We start from the raw sequence: 20,173 nt of genomic DNA, 5'->3' as shown, positions 1-20,173 counted from the left end.
ATGGAGGAGTCATGACTAGAACAAATTTTCTAGAGACAAGATTAACGAGCAGATACGGTGAAGTAGGTTTAAAACAAGAGAACAACACAGTGTTTGCTGACTTGGTCATTGATTCAGTGTCCTTGTATCAAAGGCTAAAAGAATATGACTTAGTACCTGCTTTTGGCTATGGGAATGCTGACCAACAAAAGCTTATAACTGATTACTATTTATTTAAATATCCCTTTGATTATAAGTATCATAGGTATCCCATAATGATTTGTCCTCAATGTGGTGATTTGGACTGTGGTTATATTTCTGTAGCTATAGATAAAGAAGCAGATATTGTTGAATGGAGTAATTTTTATTTAGAACATAATAATCTATTGCTAAATATCGGGCCTTTCCACTTTGAATGGGATAATTACAAATCTACAATAGAAAAAGCTTTTGAGATAGGTCGATTACGCTAACGGTGAAGTCTAGTTAAATGATGTACATTAATGAGCAGGCTCTACGGTAGCTTGCTTATTTCATTATTTAGTAATATTAACGGCAGTGCATTCTTTTCTTTTATAAATTCCTCTCTAATAATATCCCCAATTGTTCTGCCATAACTTTCGGCGATTCAGGTATTCCATTCGTAATATACGATTCCATTATTCCAACGATAGCAGTACCAAAAAAATTAAGAATAATATCTTTATTCAAACCTTTATTTATTCCTTGAGTTATATCTACGTCATTTTCTAATTCTTCAATGAGTAATTCAAGGAGTCGAGTTCGGAATGTTGAGGCACCGCTGCTTGCTAACATGGTCGAAAAGAAAGAAAAATTACGTTCGAAATAGTCGAACATAATTAAATTTGCTGCCACGAAATCTAATTCTGATGATGCCTTGCAGATTTTCCTTAGTTCGTTTATATGTTCTTCAATCAGTTTGTCCAGTAGATCAAACTTATCTAAATAATGATGGTATATTGTTCTTCGACCTACATTTGCTTTGTCGGAAATATCTTGAATCGTAATTTCATTAAAGTTTTTTTCAGACATCAGTTCAATAAAAGCAGTTTTAATTGCTTCTTGAGACTTGAGAACTCTTCTATCCATGACTGGCATTATTATCATCACCAAACTTCCTTAATCATAATTGCACAATAACAAGCATCTTGCGCCATCCTAGCGGACAGATTTTGTTGGTTACGGGTGGAAGAGGCTGGTTTCAGGAAGAAGGAAAACGAGCACAGGAATTACAAGCTGGCGATGTCGTGGAGATACCCCCGAATATTAAACACTGGCATGGTGCTGCAGCAGATAGTTGGTTTGTTCATCTTGCCATTGATCTTGATACTACTATGGGCCCTGCTCAATGGTTTAAATCCGTAACCGATGAGGAATATAACAAGTTAAAATAACTAGAAAAACATTCATGAATACCCAAGAAAGCCACAGGTTCTGAGTAAGGTTCTCCATAATGCTCATCAAGAGTAAAAAACACCTTTAGGGGTGTTTTTTGTCATGTCTTTTGAATGACTCTACTAGGAATTTACGCTCATTTTCGCGTTCTAGAATATAGTTTAGAAGGATTTTCCTCCATTGCTGTCGAAATTCGTAGAATAAGTATTTGAAATGGAGGAAAGTTAGCTTTGAGATTAAGAAATCAACTATTGGGTGGAACGATCATTCTTACATTATTAGCAGGGGGATCGGATTCTGCCTATGCATCAATTCAGACCTTGTCGGCAGGAAAAAAGCTAAGCCAGGGAGTACAGCAGTACGCTCAAACCGTTCAAAAGAAAGAAACAATCGCTAAAATTGTGGATACTACCAATTTGCGCAAAGGACCGGGGCTAGAATATGAGATTGTTGCCAAAGCGAAGGCTGGCACATCTTATCCAATCGTTGGATCGAAAGGGGAATGGTACAAAGTAACTCTTTCCAGCGGTAACACGGCTTATGTTGCAAATTGGGTAGTGGAGACGGTTGAGAGCAGTGGCAGCCAACCTACTTCAAATAATGGACAAAACCAGGAAAATGCCAACAAGCCGAGTGGTGGTCAAGATAAGGAAGCTATAGTAAATATAGTAGATACTACTAATTTGCGCAAAGGTCCTGGTTTAGATTATGAGATTGTTGCAAAGGCGAGAGCTGGTGAAACCTTTCCTGTCGTCGGATTAGAAGGAGATTGGTATAAAGTATCGCTGCCTAGTGGAGGAACCGCTTACGTTGCTAATTGGGTTGTGAATACGGGGACTAACAAACAAAGCGGCAGTAAAGTGTATATCTATCATACGCATAATAGGGAGTCCTGGAGAAATGTATTAGGCAATTCAAAAGGGACCTCCGTCGACGATGCCAAAGTGAACATTACGCTTGTAGGCAAGAAGCTTGCTGAGAGTCTTCAGAAAAAAGGGATATCCTCCATTGTGGAACAGACCGACTTTACTGAAAGACTGAATGAACAGAAATTAAGCTACACAAAAGCCTACGTTGAATCGCGTAAAGCAGTCGACAAGGCGATGAAGGCTAATACTTCACTATCCTATTTCTTCGATATTCACCGTGATGCAGATGTTCCGCGGAGCAAAACAACGGTTGTCATTAATGGTAAAACGTATGCGCGCATTATGTTCGTCATTGGTGATGCTAATCCCGCGCATAAGGAAAACAAAAAGTTCGCCGAAGCGTTAAACGCTCTATTGAACAAGAAGTATCCTGGCATATCGAGGGGAGTTCTTATGAAAAGCGCCCACCAGGGGAATGCCGAGTACAACCAGTCCGTCTCTAATGGAAGCCTGCTTCTGGAATTTGGGGGAGTAAATAATACACTGGAAGAAAATCTTCAAACAGCAGAGGCTTTCGCTGACGTGTTTGCGGAGTATTATAAATCAATTAAATAAAGTAAAAAAAGCAGGGGAAGTTTCCTTGCTTTTTTTGTTCCATGCTCACATTCTGTTGTTTACCTTAATGTTAAGGGTCATATAAAAAAATAAAAAAACCGATTTTTACATCGGCCTTGTAGACATTGTTTTTAGACGAAAAATGAATTTGCTGTTCTGTGAATAATGCTTCCATCTGACATGCGAACAGAATCGTCGTTATATCCTGTTATGGTTGATGCTGGGCGAATCTGCATGCCGTTTTGCATGGGTTTGATTATTGCTTTTTGAGCAATCGCAACTTCAAAATCTTTGTTCGTAATTAGTCGTTGACCTTCTTGAAGTGTAATTTTTGCTTGCATGTAAACACGTCCTCTACGGTTCTATTTTTTTGTATTCTAAGGACAAATAATACACTAATAACTTTATACAAAGCAATGGAAGTGAATGCAAATGAGAAAAAATATTTCAGAATATGTTGTAAAATATACAAAACAGTGAATTTTAATCTCAATACACGATAGTATACCCCAACGAATCCTCAATCATAATTTTGTCAATCTAATTGGATCAATAATTCTTCTACAATTCCTGATGCATGACTTTGGGATCATATGCGAAAAAAGGCAAACCAGATGATCTGGTTTGCCTTTTTTGTAAATCAATATAGCGAAAATTGAATCAATATGCTCGACGAGGTTTCGCCTTAATGGTAGCAGCGCTCTCCTGGCTCTTCAGTTCAGCTAGAAGCTTATCACCTTCGACATCCAGGTTCGGCAGCATGCGGTCTAGCCATTTCGGCAGCCACCAAGCTTTGTCGCCGAAGACAGCCATGACAGCTGGGACAAGCGCCATGCGGACGAAAAAGGCGTCAATAAGAATGCCGATTGCGAGTGCAAAACCGATCTGCTTAATCATAATATCATGCGCGAAAATAAAGCCTGCGAACACGGACACCATTATCACGGCAGCGGCTACTACTACACGGCTGGCCTGATTGTAGCCGTGAACGACACTCTCTGTTCCGTGATGACCATGTACGTAAGACTCGCGCATGGAGCTGACGAGGAACACTTGATAATCCATCGCAAGACCGTAAAGAATGCCCGTAACCATAATCGGCATAAAGCTGAGCAGCGGACCGCCGGTATCAAAGCCGAAGAGGGAGTGAAGCCATCCCCATTGGTATACGGCCGTAGTAATCCCGAATGTGGCGAGCACACTGAGAAGGAATCCAACCGTAGCTTTGAGTGGAACGATGATTGAGCGAAACACGAGCAGCAGAATAATAAGCGATAGGATAACGATAATGCCGACGTAGAGAGGGAACACCTCAGCCAGCTTCGATGACATATCGATGTTAATTGCTGTGAACCCAGTTACGCCAACCGTGACATCATACGTTAGCGCCATGCTGGAATCAGAAGCTCGAATCTCACGAACTAGGTTTTTGGTTTCTGCATCCGTTGGACCTGTTTTTGGGATGAGGCTAATAATCGCCATATCTCCGGTTTTGTTTACGCCCATAGGTGTCACAAGCGAAACATTTTCATGCTTCCCTAGATCTTGAACTAGACCATTCAGCAATTCCGGCGTCACTTTGTCCGATGCGCCTTTTGGTTTTGCTACTAGGAGCAACGGGCCATTGAAGCCTTCGCCAAAACCGTTTGAAATGGCGTCGTAGCTCTGCCTTGATGGTGTATCTAAGTTAGCCGTGGCTCCTGATGGGATGCCCATTTCCATTTTTGCGACTGGTAGTGCTGCTGCGCCAAGAATAACAATAACAGCAACAATAATTAGCCAGCGGCCTTTCGCTATTGCTGTTACCCAGCGGTGTGCGAACCCTTGAGCAGTTTTCTTCGTTTGGGTGCTGCTCTTCGTACGCGCTTTTGCTGAGCAGATGCGTTCACCCAGCAGACCTAGCAGTGCCGGCAGCAGAGTTAAAGCAACCAGAACATTGACGAGGACAGCCAAAGCAGCAACAAGCGCCATGGCAGACAAGAAGCCAATTCCGATGACAAGCATGCCGCACAAAGCAATAATAACGGTCAAGCCAGCGAAAAACACTGCACTTCCGGCTGTGCCGACTGCTCTGCTGGCTGCTTCCCGCGCACTTAATCCCTGATCAAGAATCATGCGGCGTTGACGATTTACGATAAACAGCGAGTAGTCAATTCCGACGGCAAGCCCAACCATAAGCGCTAGAACAGGAGTGAGATCAGTCATATGGATGAATTTTGAGAAGGCGTATGCTCCTCCTACGCTAATTCCTACTCCCATTAAGGCAGTTAGAAGCGGCAAGCCAGCAGCAACAACCGAACCAAGTGTCATGAATAGCACAACGGCAGCTACGGCAATACCGATAGCTTCTGTCGAACCAATGGAAGGTTTAGTTGACAGCGAGTCGCTTGGCAATGCTTGAATACCCGTTTGTTCAACAGACATGGCGGCATCGATGACGGAATCGGGTACCGATTCAGGAAGTGACATTTGCTGAACGGTGAATTGGAATTGGAACAGGGCAACGCTGCCGTCAGAGGCAAGCATCACGCCAGGTACCGGAACACCGTTGACCATTAGAGGGCCGAAGGGAGGTAATTCACCTGTGGTTGCTTGCGCTGTTCCGTCCCCTTGTTGTGGTGCACTCCCTTGAGCGTTTTCTGAAGCTGAAGCGCCGGCTTTAGCAGCCAATTCAGCAGCATTAATAACATATTCAAGGTTATAAACATCATTAACAGCTTTAGTAATGGCGCTCAAACGCTCTGGTGTATCTAGTCGTTCGTCTTTGGGAGCCGTAAATACGATGCTGGCTTGTCCGCCTGAAGCTTCTGGCAGTTCCGCTGACAACTGATCCAATACCTTCTGCGATTCCGTTCCCTCAATTTTCATATCGGAGGTTACATGGATTCCATTGACTCCGAGTATAGCGAGTACAACTCCGAGAATTGCGATCCAGCTAATAATGAAATACCACGGCTTGGTATAGGCTGACTTACCCAATCTGTACAGAAAAGTTGACATCTGTTAATGATTCTCCTTTGCATGTAGAAATAACGTGAGGTCGTGTACTAAAATCCGTTTCGCAAGTAACCAAACATGGTGTCTAAATATTGATCGAACGTTACGGCCTCTGGGGTCTCGGCGACGGATTGACCTGGTAACAGCACACTCAGGCTGCCATCCAGTATGGGGAGCATGGCTCCATAAACAGCTCCGGCGAGGAGGTGGGTATACCCATCGGGATATCGTTCATGGGAAAACTCATCTAAAGTTTCCTGAGCCATAATTTGCAAACGGCGCAGTCCGCTTAAGATGTAAGGCTCAAGCGTAGGGTGTTGCCTCGAAAATGATACAAGCTGCCGCAGTTTTCCAATATGTTCTCCTGTCAGATGCAGCTTCATCAACTGGTGAAGAATGTCGAGTGGGGACATGTCCTCGTTTAAGCTTTTGATCCAATTCCCAATTTCGTCGGCGCCTTTAAAGATGAGAGCTGCTGAAGCTATCGCTTCCTCTTTACAGGAGTAGTGGTTGGCAAACGTTCTTCTGGAGTAACCGGCGCGTTGCACGACATCTTCGACGACAAAACCATCCATTCCCCTTTCCAGAGCAAGAGCGAAAGCTGCATCGGCAAGCGCATTTGCGGTTGCTTCTCTTTTGATATCGCGTAGGCTTTGTTTGTTCATCATGTAACGCTTAAGCGTTCACCCCTTTTCAAATAGAATGGAAGCTTTTTCAAAAATATTCCCTACTTATATTATTGCCCAATGGGCAATGATGCACAATGAGCAAGTTGTTACGGATTTGTGGCGTTGAGCTAAACGATTTGAGCGAGAGCTTATAAATAGGAAAGTGTAGAGCATAGAAAAAGATTAAAACAACAAATATTTATTGTTTTACGATAGTTTTATGTTGACTTACATGGATATTGACGATATTATTTTCGTAGATAGCTAAGAGGAGGATTTTTGTGAGACAGAAAGGATTATCAGCGTGGTTAAAATTAGTTTCTATCCCAATTTTTTTGGGAATCATTTGTCTAGTTACCGGAATGATGGGGAAATCCGAAGTCGCTCCAGATGGTACACTAATAGAACCATTGTTCTTTTTAATTCCATTAAGTTATCTATTATTTTTAAGTGGAATTATTATATTATTGTTGATGGCTGTCATTACTATGATCAAAAAAAATAAACATAATTCATAGAAAAATAAAATAAAATAAAATAAAAAACAATTTCCTGATCAGAAAAGGAAATTGTTTTTTTATTTAACATGGCGGGAGCTCTAGCTCGTAGGACATTTGTAGAACGTTGACACTGTCGTGAAATGTTATCCTTTGGTCATGGTGAGGAGAGAAATAAATTGAAATCAATGTTACAGCTACTGCATTTTGGCTACCATCAGGCGATGAGCTGCATATTTCCTGTTGCGATTTTTGGAACATTAGCTCTTTCTAACATCGTAGAAATACCTTTCATTCATCGTTATGATGCCATTCTACTTGTACTGCTTGGCGTGCAATACCTCATGTATATCAGCGGATTAGAGACACGTGATGAAATCAAAGTAATCTGTATATTTCATATCATTGGTTTACTGCTTGAGATCTATAAGGTAAGGATGGGCTCTTGGTCATACCCGGAGTTAGGGTATACAAAGTTGCTAGGTGTTCCGCTCTATAGCGGATTTATGTATGCAAGTGTTGCAAGCTTTATGTGTCAGGTTTGGCGGAGACTACGCATTGACATGACGGGCTGGCCTGGACTTACGTCATCGGCGCTGCTTGGAGGAGCCATCTATTTCAACTTTTTCACACATCATTTTATTCCTGATTTTCGCTGGTGGCTGACGGCGCTTGTATTTATTGTATTCTGGAAAACATGGATCATATTTCGGGTAAGAGCTATAACTTATCGAATGCCTTTAACCCTTTCATTTATTATTGTAGGTTTTTTTATTTGGTTAGCTGAAAATATAGCCACGTTTTTTAATGCTTGGAAATATCCTGATCAGAATCAAACCTGGCAGCTGGTCAGTTTCAGTAAGATTAGCTCATGGTTCCTTCTGGCAATCATTAGTGTCATTATCGTCGCCCAGCTGAAACATGTAAAAGCGGAACGGACAAAAAACGATTCATCATTCAGCTAGGATTCATGTTCCTCTGGAAGACCGCCAATTGCTTGGAGACTGACCATACTTTCGTTTAAACAGTTTAGAGAAGTGAAACTCGTCATAAAATTGCAGCTGGGATGAAATTTCCTTCACTGACAGGCTTGTTGTCTCCAGCGATACTTTGGCCGATTCTAGCTTTAAATTTTGCATGTATTCGCTGGGGGATTGGCCTGTTAATGCGCGGAAGCGCGAAAAAAAGGACGTTCGCGACAAGCCGCTGCGTTCGATGAGTTCTTCGACCCGAATACCTTTATCCATATTCCGATGGATATAGATTAATATATTGTTGAGTTCGGTTTGGCGCGAGGTCTGCCCTGACTCAAGTTCTCTAGCAAAGAGTACCAATAATTGTTGCAAGAAGATATTCGAAGAATAAGCGTAGCCGAAGGATTCTGCAATCAAAGTATCAATGATACGCTCGCACAGCAGTACTGCCTCTGCAGCTTTTCCGGTTGTTTCGACCTTGCTTACAGGGAGCTGCAGATTTCGAATGGCATCCAGGGAATTGAAATCAAGATAATAAAATTTCCAGTTATTATCCTGACACTTGTATTCGGTGGGAATTCCCTCCTGAACGAAAAAGAAAGTGCCTGAATGCAGCTCATAGCGGTCATTCCCTTGGGATAGGATGCCCTTACCTTCATAAGTAATAAAAAGACCGGGAACGACGAATCCTTCACTGGTTAAAATGTTGTAGGCATCGTCAGCCTGCACTTTCCAAATCGAATTAAATTGAGGGAAGCTGATGGGTTCTTTTCCAAGTATATAAGGAATATTCATGTAAGTCATATTAATCAACTCCATGCCATTGTTCTAATATACATTTAATTTTACTAATTTCCGTAAATTCTATGTATAATATGTACAATTATACATGATGTGAATACATGTATCCATGGATGCATAGAAGATTTTCCTCTACACTTAGAACAAATACCGAGTAGAGGAGTGTAATTGAAATGAAGCTAAAAGTTGGAAGCCGTGAGTTGGAGATGGATGGAAAAGAGCTTACAGAGCTCAGAAGCTCTAATGATATTTTTCATGATGTTCAGGCGCTGCGTGATCGGATGGAGGAAGACGGTTATTTACTGATCCGCGGGTTTCATGATCGCGATAAGGTGATGCAGGCTCGAACAAATATTTTGGAAAAGATGAAACAGATGGGAAAGCTAGATCGGGATACGCAATTAGAAGATGGCATCATGGCAGACGGAAGCAAAACGATTTTTTTTGGAGGAACGAACGAGGATCTTCCTGCACTGCTTAATGTTTTGAATGGGGAGCACATCATGCGTTTCTTCGATGAATTTCTCGGTGAGCAATCACTGACCTATCACTACAAGTGGCTTCGTGCGGTAGGCAAAGGTGATTTTACAGGAGCGCACTACGACATTGTTTACATGGGAAGAGGTACCCCGAATGTCTATACCGTATGGTCTCCTCTTGGAGACGTTTCGTATGAAATGGGGGGACTGGCGATTTGCCTCGGCTCTCATCGATTTGAAACGCTGAAGCAATCGTATGGATCCAAAGATTCGGATCGTGATGGTTTGGGACATTACACGGATGATCCGCTTGTTATTACGGAGAAGTTCGGTGGTCAGTGGGCGACAACTCAGTTTCAGGCAGGCGATGTACTCATTTTCGGCATGTTTTTAATGCATTGCTCACTGGAGAATACAACCAATCAATACCGAATTAGTGTGGATGCGAGATACCAATCAGCCTTCGAAAAGGTTGACGAAAGATGGAGCGGCAAAAAGCCGAAGGGTCATTTTAAATAATTGTACTAGCCACCCATTGCGGTGGCTATTTTATTGATAGGAAGTGAAGCGTCTACTTAGAAAAGATGATTGACTATAGTATTAATTAGTTTTATTATTTGTAACAAAATTGAAATAAGAGAAATTACTTCCATAATTAACTTCTACAAACAAAAAAACGATTAGACAAGAAAGGGCGGTCTGCAATAATGCTTAAATTGATGAGAAACAAGTATATTGTTGTTTTGATTGTTTCTATCGTTTTTATCATATTTTGGATCTATAAGCCGATAGAGACTACTCGTATCACAGTTGGTACGATTGAAAGCAAGGAGAGTAAAGGCGGGAATCATTTTATAAGTATTATATATGCTGACCAAACTCGTACGGATAAAATTAAAGTTCCATTAACAACTTGGAATCTAGTAAAGGCAGATAATGAATATTTTTTCGTTTATAAATTTAATTTAATACGCAAGCCTTATTTAGTAGATATTAGAGAGCACTAAAGTTATTGTACTGACGAACTTGGCAAGATGATGTATGCCGTTCGTTTATAACGATTATACATTCCTCTCCAGCAATGTCCCCAGTTGTTCTGCTAAGACATGATGGGGGACAGGCATTTCATTCATGAACCACCATTCCACTACTCCTACAAAAGAAGAAGCGACAAACCTCACGAGAAGATCTTCATTTAACCCCTCATTTTTTCCTTTCGTTATATCGATTTCATTCTTAAATTCTTCGATAAGAAATGCAAGAAATCGACCGTGAAAGTAAGGAGCGCCTTTACTCGCTAACATCATGGAAAAGAATGAATAATGACGTTCAAAATATTCAGTCCAGATTAGAGTCGATTCGGTAAAATCCAATTCCGCAGCCGCTCTGCACGTTACCCTTAGCACGTCAATATGTTCTTCAATGAGTTTATCCAGCAGATCATATTTATCTAAATAATGAAGATAGATGGTTCCGCGGCTCACATTCGCCCTGTCGGAAAGATCCTGAATTGTAATATCATCAAAATTTTTTTCTGACATCAGATCTATAACCGCTTTTTTTAACGCATCCTGCGTTTTTTGTATTCTTCGATCCACTTTAGCCAATTTCAGGTCACCAAGCTTTCGTAAATAATTAACAAATATACAGAAGTTGTTCATTAATTAACAAATCGCGTTCAGTTAACAATTGCAGATGTTATGCATCTGCTTATAATTATAGACAAGTGTTCATTAATGAATCAATGATTATTATTACGTCATTGAAATTGGCCATACATTTTGCTCCGAAGCAAGAGAAATTTATGTATTGACTTAGAGTTCACTCCAAGGATTAAGCTTCTTTATATCATCTGTATTTCCTGATTATTGTTCATTAGTAGAAATCAATACATTTTGCACTTGAGGAGGAATGAAATATCGAACGTCTATGGACGAAGTCGTTTATTCTCATGACTATAGGTAACCTGTTCTTATTTAACGCATTTTATATGCTGTATCCAACGCTACCGCTGTTCATTAAACAACTGGGAGGCAATGAATCGCAGGTGGGTCTAGCGATGGGTGCTTTTATGTTGTCTGCTGTTATTTTACGGCCGCTTGTTGGCGGGCTGCTAGACCGGTTCGGCAGGCGTCCGTTTATCATTTGGGGCCTGATTCTCTTCATCCTAGCAATGTATTTGTATAACTGGGTCGGGGGAATTGCTGTTTTGCTGGGGCTCAGAATATTGCATGGCATGAGCTGGGCGCTATCTACAACCGCTACGATGACGGCGATTACAGATATGATCCCGTCCACCCGCCGCGGCGAGGGAATGGGGTGGTTTAGCACATCCATGACACTGGCTATGGCAATCGGCCCAATGTTCGGCATATGGGTTGCTCAGAATCGATCATACAGCGATTTGTTTTTAATCGCTGTGCTCCTCTCTGCAGGAGCACTGCTCCTGATGTTAGGTGCAAAAATGCCTTTCCAGCCAAAAGCTGGCACAAGAAAAATTGAATTATTCGAAAATTCGGTTTTGCCCGTTGCGGCCTCGGTCTTTTTTCTCTTTATTGCTTATGGCGGCATTACAACCTTTGTTCCGCTATTCGCTGAGTCGATTCAGGTTAATTCCGGCTCGTTTTTTCTAGCATTTGCTGCAACGCTTGCCCTAAGCCGTCCTATTTCGGGAAAACTATCTGATCGGTACGGAGAAATTTTTGTCATTGTACCGGCACTTGTAATTACGTTTGGTGCATTGATTGTGTTGAGCCTCTCGAGCGGATTGATGGGCGTACTACTATCGGCGATTTTATATGGTATTGGCTTCGGTTCCGCGCAGCCAGCTCTTCAAGCGGCTACGATCCGTTTGGCCCACCCGAACCGTATAGGCGTAGCGAACGCCTCTATCTCGACTGCTAATGACCTTGGTATTGGGTTAGGTGCGATCATATTAGGCTCTGTCTCTCAGTATGCAAGCTATAAGGTGTTGTTCATCGTCAGTGCTTTGTCCGTCGCGATTTCCTTGATTCTTTTTACTCTTTTTGCGAAACGCTCGTTACAAAAGAAACCGTCTCTTCATGCAGAATCGCTTTCTCTCGAATCACGCTAATCTTAAAATATCGATATTAATACTATGTATTAGAAACCATCCTTGGAGGTGGTTTTTTGCTTTTCGCAGCTACAACATACTTGCTGTAACTCCGCCAGAATGCCAAATAGAGGTCGACGGTTGCATGCAATAGGCTTATTACTTGTTTGATCTACAACTGTGTTCATGATTGCAAATTGAAAGTTCTATTATTTTCCTATACAATAACAATGAGAACAATTCTCAATAAATGCACTTATATAAGTGTTTATTGCTAAAAAGCAAAGAGTAATACACTTTGATCGCTGCGAGAGCAGAGAGAGGATTTGAATCGAAGCAAATGAACATTAATGACCATATCCAATTATGGGATCAGGCAATTGTAAGGGTTTTAGATGTTAGACAAAACACGTTGGAGCAAGGAAAATGCTTGAAAAAGTATACATTGCCCACCAGCACCTTTGTTTATATTGTTCGCGGCAGAGGTCGGCTTTGGCTGGACGGAGATGTCCATTTTGCCGACAGGTTTTATGTGCTGCATGGTGGGAAAGGAGCTTGCTTGGAGATCGAAGCAGAAACGGCAATTGAATACTATCTGATTCTTTATAAGGCTGTATTGCCGCAAAACTGTCTATATGATTTTAAATTACTGATGCAAAGTGATAATCCATTCGAGAAGGCATACAGCTATACTCCATATGACGGGTTGGCACTCTTGGAATTTATACAAATGATGCATAGGGATTGGATTCAAGCAAACAAGCTGGACATGCTGCAGGTTAGAGGGGTATTTTATCAATTCGTACATAGGCTGTTTCGTCAAATGCTGCAAAGCTCTGAGGCAATCAGTCAAAATAATCTAGCAGAGCAAGTATTGCGCTTTTTATCCGATAGATATCAAGAGCCGAAATCAATGGAATCATTATCTTTGGAGCTCAATTATAGTCCACAGTATCTTACGCGCAAATTTAAAGAGCAGACAGGATTCAGTCCGATTGAATATGTCATTAAATTGAGAATAGAGAAAGCGCAATTTTTATTGCTTACGACAGATGCTACTTTACAAGAGATCGCACTGAATGTGGGATATTCAGATTTGTTCTATTTCAATCGTATTTTCAAAAAATATGCAGGTATTGCACCTGGTAAATTTCGAAATAAACATCTGTCCGATCAAGGTCAGGGTTCTAATCATACAAAAAAAGCGTTAAAAAACTCCATTGTTAATCAAACCTCTCAAAACTATATTTATAATGAGAATGAAAAACATTCTCAATTCATAGGAGAAGAGGATTACACAATGAACAAAGGCTCCAAAACGGTAATGCTGTCCACATTATGGCTCTGTTTTGCTATTATGGTTAGTGCATGCTCAGCAGCAACTAATACCCCGAGAATCGCGAGTTCGGGCAATACGACAGGAACAGAGAAAACATCAGACAATCAGTCTGCCAATAGTTCTTCAACTGCTGCGCAGTTAAATGAAACAAAAATAGTATCTACCCATTTTGGTGATGTGGAAATTCCAATTAATCCGAAGCGAGTTGCTTCTATTGACTATTTGGGCACCGTAATTGCTCTTGGTGTTGAACCGATCGGTTCCAATAATGTGCTGTTGAATAGCCCGTATTTACAGGGTCATTTGGAAGGTGTGGAAGATGTCGGTGATTCCATAGAGAAGCTCCTTTCTATAGAACCGGATATTATTATTACACATACGACCAAGCCAGAGGTTTATGAGAAATATAGTGAGATTGCACCGACGGTGTCTATCGCCTCTAATACCTTCAATAGTGTTCATGAAGAATTGACCTATTTTGGAGAAGTATTAGGCAAAGAAGATGAGGCGGCTGAATGGTTGAAACAATATGATCTCCATACAGCTGAAGCGAAGGAGAAAATCGCAGGGCTTTTACCAGAAGGTTCTACATTTTCTGTATTCCAGGAGTATGATGGACAAGTTTTCGCATTTGGCCCCAAATCAGGTCGTGGAGGCAGAAATATTTATCAGATGCTGGGCCTTGCTGCTCCAACTGCAATCCCTGAAAATATATTAGCTAATACTTACTCGAAAATATCAATAGAGAAACTGCCGGAGTATGCAGGGGACTACATCGTCCTCACGACCGAGTCATCGCTGGAAGAGCTCAAAAAAGATCCGATATGGGGTTCTCTGGAAGCGGTACGTGAAGAACGAATTTTCCTTTGGAATGAAGAACGTTCATGGTATCGTGATCCTATCGCTCTCCTCGCACAAACGAAGGAGTTGGCGGACTGGATTGTTGGTCTATCGAAGCTTAAGTAATTTAGGTATGGGAAATACCTGTAAGTTTAGCAATCATTCAATATTCTTACACAAAGTATTTAAAACGCTGGTATGAAATTGGATGCATGAACACAGATAGAAAAAAGGTCAAGCATGGTGTGTACTCACCGCACTTGACCTTTTTCCATAATCTGCTATTTAACTAACTCCAAAAACTTGCTTGCCGCATTGGATAATGGCATATTGTGCATGATCATAAAGCCTACTTGGGAAGGAGGCATCTGAATATCCAACTGAATCTCAAAGAGAGAGCCTTCTTCCAATTCTTTGGCAATAAATTCTTTAGTCACATAAGAAATACCGAGGCCTTTCCGCGCGAATTCGATGAGCAAATCAACGCTTCCTACTTCAATTTCAGGCTTGATTTGATACCCATAATTTTGGAATAATTCGGTAATCGCCATTCGTACACGACTGTTTCGAGAGAACAGGATAATTGGATACTGGAGCAGCACTTCTAGAGAAAGCACCTTGTCCTTAAGCTCAGCATATCTTGCTCCTGCTACAAAACAATCCTGCAGCTGAATGCCCTTCATAACCTCTAGCTGCGAATCGACGATGGGCATACGAACGACGCCCAAATCGATTTTGCCTTCCTTCAGAAAAGCGATGGTTTCTGGTGTCGTTCCATGATTCAGATGCAGCTTGATACCGGGATATTTTTCGTGATAAGTTTCCAAATAAGGCAGCAAATAATGCTTGAATAACGAATCACTTCCACCGATCCGCAGCTCACCGCTGTCCAAATTTTTAAGCGCCGCCATCTTTTCTTCGGCTAGCGAGATGAGAATTTGAGATTTCTCAATATAGGAATAAAGGATTTCACCTTCTTGCGTCAGAGCAACACCCTTTGAATTCCGGTAAAACAAAATGATGCCTAAGCTGTCTTCCAGCTGCTTGATGGCATGGCTAACGCTCGGCTGGGTGATATATAACGATTTTGCGGCTTGGGATAAGCTTCCCTTCTTCGCCGTCCAGTAAAAAACTTTGTATAGCTCATAATTGATCATAGACAGTATCTATAGCTCCTGTGAAAAATATGAATTACTTGTATAGGTCATATTCGTATTATAGTGGAATTAGGAAATAGAAACCAGTACTAACTACAAAGCACTGCTGGAAGGAGTAAGAACATGGAGGCTACCACATTTGTTTTGTTTGGAGCGACAGGGGATTTAGCAAAAAGAAAAATTTACCCTGCTTTGTATAATTTATTTATTGATCAGAAGCTGCCGGAGTTCTTCTCCGTGGTCGGCCTCGGAAGAAGAGAGCTATCCGATAAAACCTTTCAAGACAATGTCGAACAATCTCTTCGTATGTTTTCCAGGCGTGAAGCAAATGATCCCGAATTGATTCAAAATTTTTTGCGTGCTTTCCGCTATAGTGTATTGGATGTTGGCCGCAAAGAAGATTACCATAAGCTTCTTCATCTTATTGAGCAACGGGAAGAAGAGCTGCGCATCGCCCCAAATCGCTTGTTTTACTTGTCGGTTGGACCTGAATTTTTTGAACCGATTGCAGCTAACATTCACGAGAGCGGTCTTGGTTCTGCAAATGGTTGGAAGCGGCTTGTAATAGAGAAGCCATTTGGTCATGATTTGCAGTCTGCTCGGGAATTGAATGAAAACCTGAGCAAATCGTTTGAAGAAGAAGAAGTTTTCCGCATTGATCATTATCTTGGCAAGCCGATGGTTCAGAAGCTTGAGGTTCTGCAGCAAAGCAATCCAGTCCTTCAAGCACTTTGGGACAAACGCTACATTGCCAACGTTCAAATTACGGCAAACGAAATTGTAGGCGTGGAAGAAAGAGCTGGCTATTATGATCATGTTGGTGCAATCAGAGACATGTTCCAGAACCATATGCTTCAATTGCTCATGATGTTGACCATTCATCTTCCGAACAACAGCACCTCAGAAAATGTCCGTTTCAAAAAGAAGCTGGTCATGGAATCATTGGAGCTGCTGCAAAAAGCAGATGTCAACACCCAAGTTGTAAGGGGACAATATGGAGAAGGAGCGATTCAAGGGAAATCGGTGGTCGGTTATACCTCCGAACCAAACATTGCTGCAAACTCCATGAACGACACCTTTATTGCAGCTAAACTGCAAATCGACGATTACTTCTGGCGAGGCGTTCCTTTCTATATCCGTACAGGCAAAAGAATGAAGGACAAATCGACTAGAATTGTGATCGAGTTCAAAGAACCAATCAAGCAGGCTGCTACAAACGATGATAGTAAGATGCCTAATTTGCTTGTATTTGAGATCAGTCCTGACGAGAGCATCAGATTGCAATTAAATACGAGGGACCCTCAGCACAAGGGCGAATTCAAGCCCATGAATATCGATTTTCATGCGACAAGAGACAATGTGCCTGAAGCTTATGAGAATTTGATTCACGATGCTTTGCACGGCGACTCTACATTTTTCGCGCATTGGGACGAAGTCGAATTGTCATGGAAATGGGTTCAACCCATTTTGGAAGCTTATGAAGAAAACTTAGTTCCGCTGCATCGTTATGCAGCTGGCACATACGGACCGGTTGAGTCTGATATGCTGCTTGCACAAGACGGCTTCCATTGGTGGTTCGATGAGAAGACCGAACAAGAAATCGAAACCATAAAAGGAGAACAATATGCTTAATACAAAAACAATTGAACAACTATCTATTGATACAATCCGTACACTGTCTATCGATGCTATAAACGCTGCAAATTCCGGACATCCGGGGCTTCCAATGGGAGCTGCGCCTATGGCGTACTCACTTTGGGGCAACCATCTTAATCACAACCCTAGCCATTCAAAATGGTTCAACCGTGACCGTTTTGTTTTATCCGCGGGTCATGGCTCGGCTTTGCTTTACAGCCTGCTGCATTTATCCGGCTATAATGTATCACTCGAGGACTTGAAGCAGTTCCGTAAGCTGAACAGCAAAACGCCTGGACATCCTGAATATGGCCATACAGATGGCGTTGATGCAACAACAGGGCCACTGGGACAAGGACTTGCGATGGCTGTAGGTATGGCAATGGCCGAAGCTCACCTAGCATCAAAATTTAATCAAAACGGTTACCCGGTTGTTGATCATTACACGTATGCACTTGTCGGAGACGGCTGCTTAATGGAAGGAATTTCTTACGAGGCGATGTCTATGGCTGGACATATGAAGCTCGATAAACTCGTTGTATTGTACGATTCCAACGATATTTCCTTAGACGGCGACCTCAATCTTTCTTTCGGGGAAAACATGCAGAAGAGGGCGGAATCTGCTAACTGGCACTATTTGCGAGTTGAAGATGGCAATGATATCGAACAAATCACGAAAGCGATCGAGGCAGCGAAGAGCAATGAAGAGCAGCCGACCATTATCGAAGTTCGTACGGTTATCGGATTCGGAAGCAAGGCAGCAGGAACGAATAAAGTACACGGCAATCCACTAGGCAAAGAAGAGGCAAAAGCGACAAAAGCGGTTTACGGTTGGGAGCATGAGGAAGAATTTACCGTTCCAGCAGAAGTTCAAGCTCACTTTGCACAGTTGAAACAAAAAGGCGAAGCAAAAGAAGCAGCGTGGAATCAGCTAATGGTTGCTTATAAAGAACAGCATCCGGCGCTTGGTACGGAACTTGAGCAAGTCATTGAAGGTTCTGTTGTCATCGATGCTGCAGATCTTCTTACTTTTGATGCTTCCAAAACAGTTTCTACACGTGTAGCGAGCGGTCAAGCGATCAATCATTACCTTAAAACGGTGCCTTCAATTTTTGGCGGTAGCGCAGATTTGTCGCATTCAACGATGACGGATATTAACGGTGAAAAAACCTTTGCTGTTGAATCTTATGCAGGACGTAATATTTACTTCGGCGTTCGCGAGCATGCTATGGGCGCTGCTGGTAATGGTATGGCACTTCACGGCGGCGTAAAACCGTTTGTAAGTACATTCTTCGTGTTCAGCGACTATCTGCGTCCGTCCATTCGTTTGGCTGCACTGCAGAAGCTTCCTGTCATTTACGTATTTACACATGATTCCATCGCTGTTGGCGAAGATGGACCTACTCATGAGCCCGTTGAACATTTGACCGCATTGCGCACGATTCCTGGGCTTACAGTCATCCGTCCGACTGATGCTAATGAAACGGCTAATGCTTGGGCTTATGCTTTGCAGCAAAATGAAGGACCAGTAGCTTTAGTACTAAGCAGACAAAACTTGCCTATATATGAAGAAACTAAAGGCAATATCGCTGCGGTTGCGAGCGGTGGTTATGTTCTTACGGAGACGAACGACAAGCCTGACATTATTCTGATAGGTACCGGTTCTGAGGTTTCCTTGGCAGTTGGCGCAAAAGCTGAACTTGAGAAGGAAAATATCTCGGTTCGTGTAGTAGCTATGCCAAGCCGTGAATTGTTCAACCGTCAATCGGCAGAATATAAGAAATCAGTGCTGCCTGCATCTGTTACGAAACGTTTAGCTATTGAAGCTGGCATTTCGTTAGGCTGGGATAGTTACACAGGACCAAGCGGCAGCGTATTGTCCATCGATACTTTTGGCGCTTCTGGCCCAGGTGGTGAAGTTTTAGAGTTTTTCGGATTTTCGGTAGATAATGTGGTTCGAATGGCGAAAGAATTACGTTAAGCAACACATGAAGACAATAAAAATTTAATAAAAAAAACGGAGGTTTTAAATATGAAATTTTTCATCGACACTGCGAATTTGGTAGATATCAAAAAAGCTTATAAAATCGGTGTATTGTCTGGTGTTACGACGAATCCATCATTGGTTGCCAAAGAAGGCGTGAAATTCGAAGACCGCATAGCAGAAATTCTCCGCGAAGTGCCTGAGGTTGAATCGGTATCAGCAGAAGTAACGCCTGATGCAGAAACAGCTGAAGAAATGATCGCGCAGGCAAATGAACTGATCAAAATCAACAACAATGATAAAAACATTACAATTAAGCTTCCGATGACGCTAGCTGGTCTAGAAGCTTGCCGCTACTTGACGAAAAAAGGCGTGAAAACAAACGTAACTTTGATCTTCACTGTGAACCAAGCGCTTTTGGCTGCTCGCGCTGGTGCGACTTACGTTTCTCCATTCCTCGGTCGTTTGGATGATATTTCGGAAGATGGCGTATTGCTCGTTACGAAGATTGCTGAATTGTTCCGCACGCACAATCTGGATGCCCAAATCATCGCTGCATCTGTTCGCCACCCGGATCATGTTACTCGTGTAGCGATGGCTGGGGCACATATAGCAACGATTCCGTTCTCTGTAATCGAACAAATCTCCAAACATCCTCTAACGGATCAAGGCATGGAGAAGTTCGCAGCTGATTGGAAGAAAACAGCGCAGCAATAAGCTGCGGTTCCCAAACCTTAATCGGTTCGACTAGCCTTGCATAGAAGCCTATATAGTTCATATATTCGCACTGCTAGGCAAGTCGGATGTCGAAGGGAATAAGCAGAGTTTTTAAAGCTTTTAATTACATCAG

18 protein-coding genes and 1 pseudogene are annotated in these 20,173 nt (G+C 42.1%); 12 read left to right on the top strand and 7 right to left on the bottom strand.

From position 1 onward, the window contains the following. Window positions 1–11: 11 nt before the first annotated feature. Window positions 12–452 carry an oxidoreductase gene (locus tag MHH56_RS18300; protein WP_339203009.1) on the top strand — a complete coding sequence of 147 codons (441 nt, stop codon included), beginning with the start codon at window positions 12–14 and terminating at the stop codon, window positions 450–452. A 100-nt stretch (window positions 453–552) separates the two neighbouring features. Here MHH56_RS18300 and MHH56_RS18295 read toward each other — a convergent pair whose 3' ends face one another. Continuing rightward, window positions 553–1,089: a TetR/AcrR family transcriptional regulator gene (locus MHH56_RS18295; protein ID WP_339203008.1), complete on the bottom strand. Its 537-nt coding sequence runs from the start codon at window positions 1,087–1,089 to the stop codon at window positions 553–555. On the opposite strand from MHH56_RS18295, the pseudogene MHH56_RS18290 reads away from it, so the two are divergent. Next, window positions 1,063–1,394, top strand: a pseudogene (locus MHH56_RS18290) (cupin domain-containing protein). The gene MHH56_RS18295 and the pseudogene MHH56_RS18290 sit on opposite strands and share 27 nt — an antisense overlap. A 231-nt stretch (window positions 1,395–1,625) precedes the next feature. Beyond that, window positions 1,626–2,879: a stage II sporulation protein P gene (gene spoIIP, locus MHH56_RS18285; RefSeq protein ID WP_339203007.1), complete on the top strand. Its 1,254-nt coding sequence runs from the start codon at window positions 1,626–1,628 to the stop codon at window positions 2,877–2,879. 131 nt (window positions 2,880–3,010) lie between these two features. Here spoIIP and MHH56_RS18280 read toward each other — a convergent pair whose 3' ends face one another. The 3 genes from MHH56_RS18280 to MHH56_RS18270 all read right to left on the bottom strand — a co-directional run bounded on the left by MHH56_RS18280 (window position 3,011) and on the right by MHH56_RS18270 (window position 6,544). Beyond that, the gene (locus MHH56_RS18280) at window positions 3,011–3,220 is read right to left on the bottom strand and encodes a hypothetical protein (RefSeq protein WP_076265602.1); all 210 of its coding nucleotides are present in this window, start codon (window positions 3,218–3,220) and stop codon (window positions 3,011–3,013) included. Window positions 3,221–3,539: 319 nt separating this feature from the next. Then, window positions 3,540–5,879 carry an MMPL family transporter gene (locus tag MHH56_RS18275; protein WP_339203005.1) on the bottom strand — a complete coding sequence of 780 codons (2,340 nt, stop codon included), beginning with the start codon at window positions 5,877–5,879 and terminating at the stop codon, window positions 3,540–3,542. A gap of 47 nt (window positions 5,880–5,926) precedes the next feature. Further along, window positions 5,927–6,544: a TetR/AcrR family transcriptional regulator gene (locus MHH56_RS18270; protein ID WP_339203004.1), complete on the bottom strand. Its 618-nt coding sequence runs from the start codon at window positions 6,542–6,544 to the stop codon at window positions 5,927–5,929. A 281-nt stretch (window positions 6,545–6,825) separates the two neighbouring features. On the opposite strand from MHH56_RS18270, the gene MHH56_RS18265 reads away from it, so the two are divergent. Together MHH56_RS18265 and MHH56_RS18260 are read left to right on the top strand one after the other, a co-directional pair. Then, window positions 6,826–7,062 carry a DUF3955 domain-containing protein gene (locus MHH56_RS18265; protein ID WP_339203003.1) on the top strand — a complete coding sequence of 79 codons (237 nt, stop codon included), beginning with the start codon at window positions 6,826–6,828 and terminating at the stop codon, window positions 7,060–7,062. A 158-nt stretch (window positions 7,063–7,220) separates the two neighbouring features. Further along, window positions 7,221–8,006 carry a DUF817 domain-containing protein gene (locus MHH56_RS18260; RefSeq protein ID WP_339203002.1) on the top strand — a complete coding sequence of 262 codons (786 nt, stop codon included), beginning with the start codon at window positions 7,221–7,223 and terminating at the stop codon, window positions 8,004–8,006. A 3-nt stretch (window positions 8,007–8,009) separates the two neighbouring features. Here the strand turns inward: MHH56_RS18260 and MHH56_RS18255 are convergent, their stop codons facing one another. Continuing rightward, window positions 8,010–8,819, bottom strand: coding sequence for an AraC family transcriptional regulator (locus tag MHH56_RS18255; RefSeq protein ID WP_339203000.1), 810 nt, complete (start codon window positions 8,817–8,819; stop codon window positions 8,010–8,012). Between the two features lie 170 nt (window positions 8,820–8,989). Between MHH56_RS18255 and MHH56_RS18250 the strand changes: the two genes are divergently transcribed. After that, window positions 8,990–9,814, top strand: coding sequence for a phytanoyl-CoA dioxygenase family protein (locus MHH56_RS18250; RefSeq protein ID WP_339202999.1), 825 nt, complete (start codon window positions 8,990–8,992; stop codon window positions 9,812–9,814). 188 nt (window positions 9,815–10,002) lie between these two features. Next, entirely contained in the window at window positions 10,003–10,302 is a 300-nt protein-coding gene (locus MHH56_RS18245; protein ID WP_339202998.1) for a hypothetical protein, read from the top strand. A gap of 54 nt (window positions 10,303–10,356) precedes the next feature. Here the strand turns inward: MHH56_RS18245 and MHH56_RS18240 are convergent, their stop codons facing one another. After that, window positions 10,357–10,902, bottom strand: coding sequence for a TetR/AcrR family transcriptional regulator (locus MHH56_RS18240; protein WP_339202996.1), 546 nt, complete (start codon window positions 10,900–10,902; stop codon window positions 10,357–10,359). Between the two features lie 311 nt (window positions 10,903–11,213). Here MHH56_RS18240 and MHH56_RS18235 point away from each other — a divergent pair, with 311 nt between their 5' ends. Further along, window positions 11,214–12,389, top strand: coding sequence for an MFS transporter (locus MHH56_RS18235; RefSeq protein WP_339209653.1), 1,176 nt, complete (start codon window positions 11,214–11,216; stop codon window positions 12,387–12,389). Window positions 12,390–12,708: 319 nt separating this feature from the next. Next, window positions 12,709–14,673, top strand: coding sequence for an AraC family transcriptional regulator (locus MHH56_RS18230; protein WP_339202995.1), 1,965 nt, complete (start codon window positions 12,709–12,711; stop codon window positions 14,671–14,673). Window positions 14,674–14,828: 155 nt separating this feature from the next. Here the strand turns inward: MHH56_RS18230 and MHH56_RS18225 are convergent, their stop codons facing one another. Next, entirely contained in the window at window positions 14,829–15,704 is an 876-nt protein-coding gene (locus tag MHH56_RS18225; RefSeq protein ID WP_339202994.1) for a LysR family transcriptional regulator, read from the bottom strand. A 123-nt stretch (window positions 15,705–15,827) separates the two neighbouring features. Here MHH56_RS18225 and zwf point away from each other — a divergent pair, with 123 nt between their 5' ends. From zwf to fsa, 3 genes are read left to right on the top strand one after another with little or no spacing between them, the layout of a single operon-like run. Then, window positions 15,828–17,336 (top strand): glucose-6-phosphate dehydrogenase, encoded by a 1,509-nt coding sequence (zwf, locus tag MHH56_RS18220; protein WP_339202992.1) that lies wholly within the window; start codon window positions 15,828–15,830, stop codon window positions 17,334–17,336. Then, window positions 17,329–19,320 carry a transketolase gene (gene tkt, locus MHH56_RS18215; RefSeq protein ID WP_339202990.1) on the top strand — a complete coding sequence of 664 codons (1,992 nt, stop codon included), beginning with the start codon at window positions 17,329–17,331 and terminating at the stop codon, window positions 19,318–19,320. Before zwf ends, tkt begins: the two co-directional genes overlap by 8 nt. 51 nt (window positions 19,321–19,371) lie before the next feature. After that, window positions 19,372–20,040, top strand: a complete 669-nt coding sequence (gene fsa / locus MHH56_RS18210; RefSeq protein WP_076265617.1) for a fructose-6-phosphate aldolase — start codon at window positions 19,372–19,374, stop codon at window positions 20,038–20,040. Window positions 20,041–20,173: the final 133 nt, after the last annotated feature.

The organism is Paenibacillus sp. FSL K6-3182 (genome assembly GCF_037976325.1).
Lineage (GTDB): Bacteria > Bacillota > Bacilli > Paenibacillales > Paenibacillaceae > Pristimantibacillus.
Note: the sequence above shows the minus strand (reverse complement) of the source record. Positions and strands in the feature narration are given on the sequence as shown.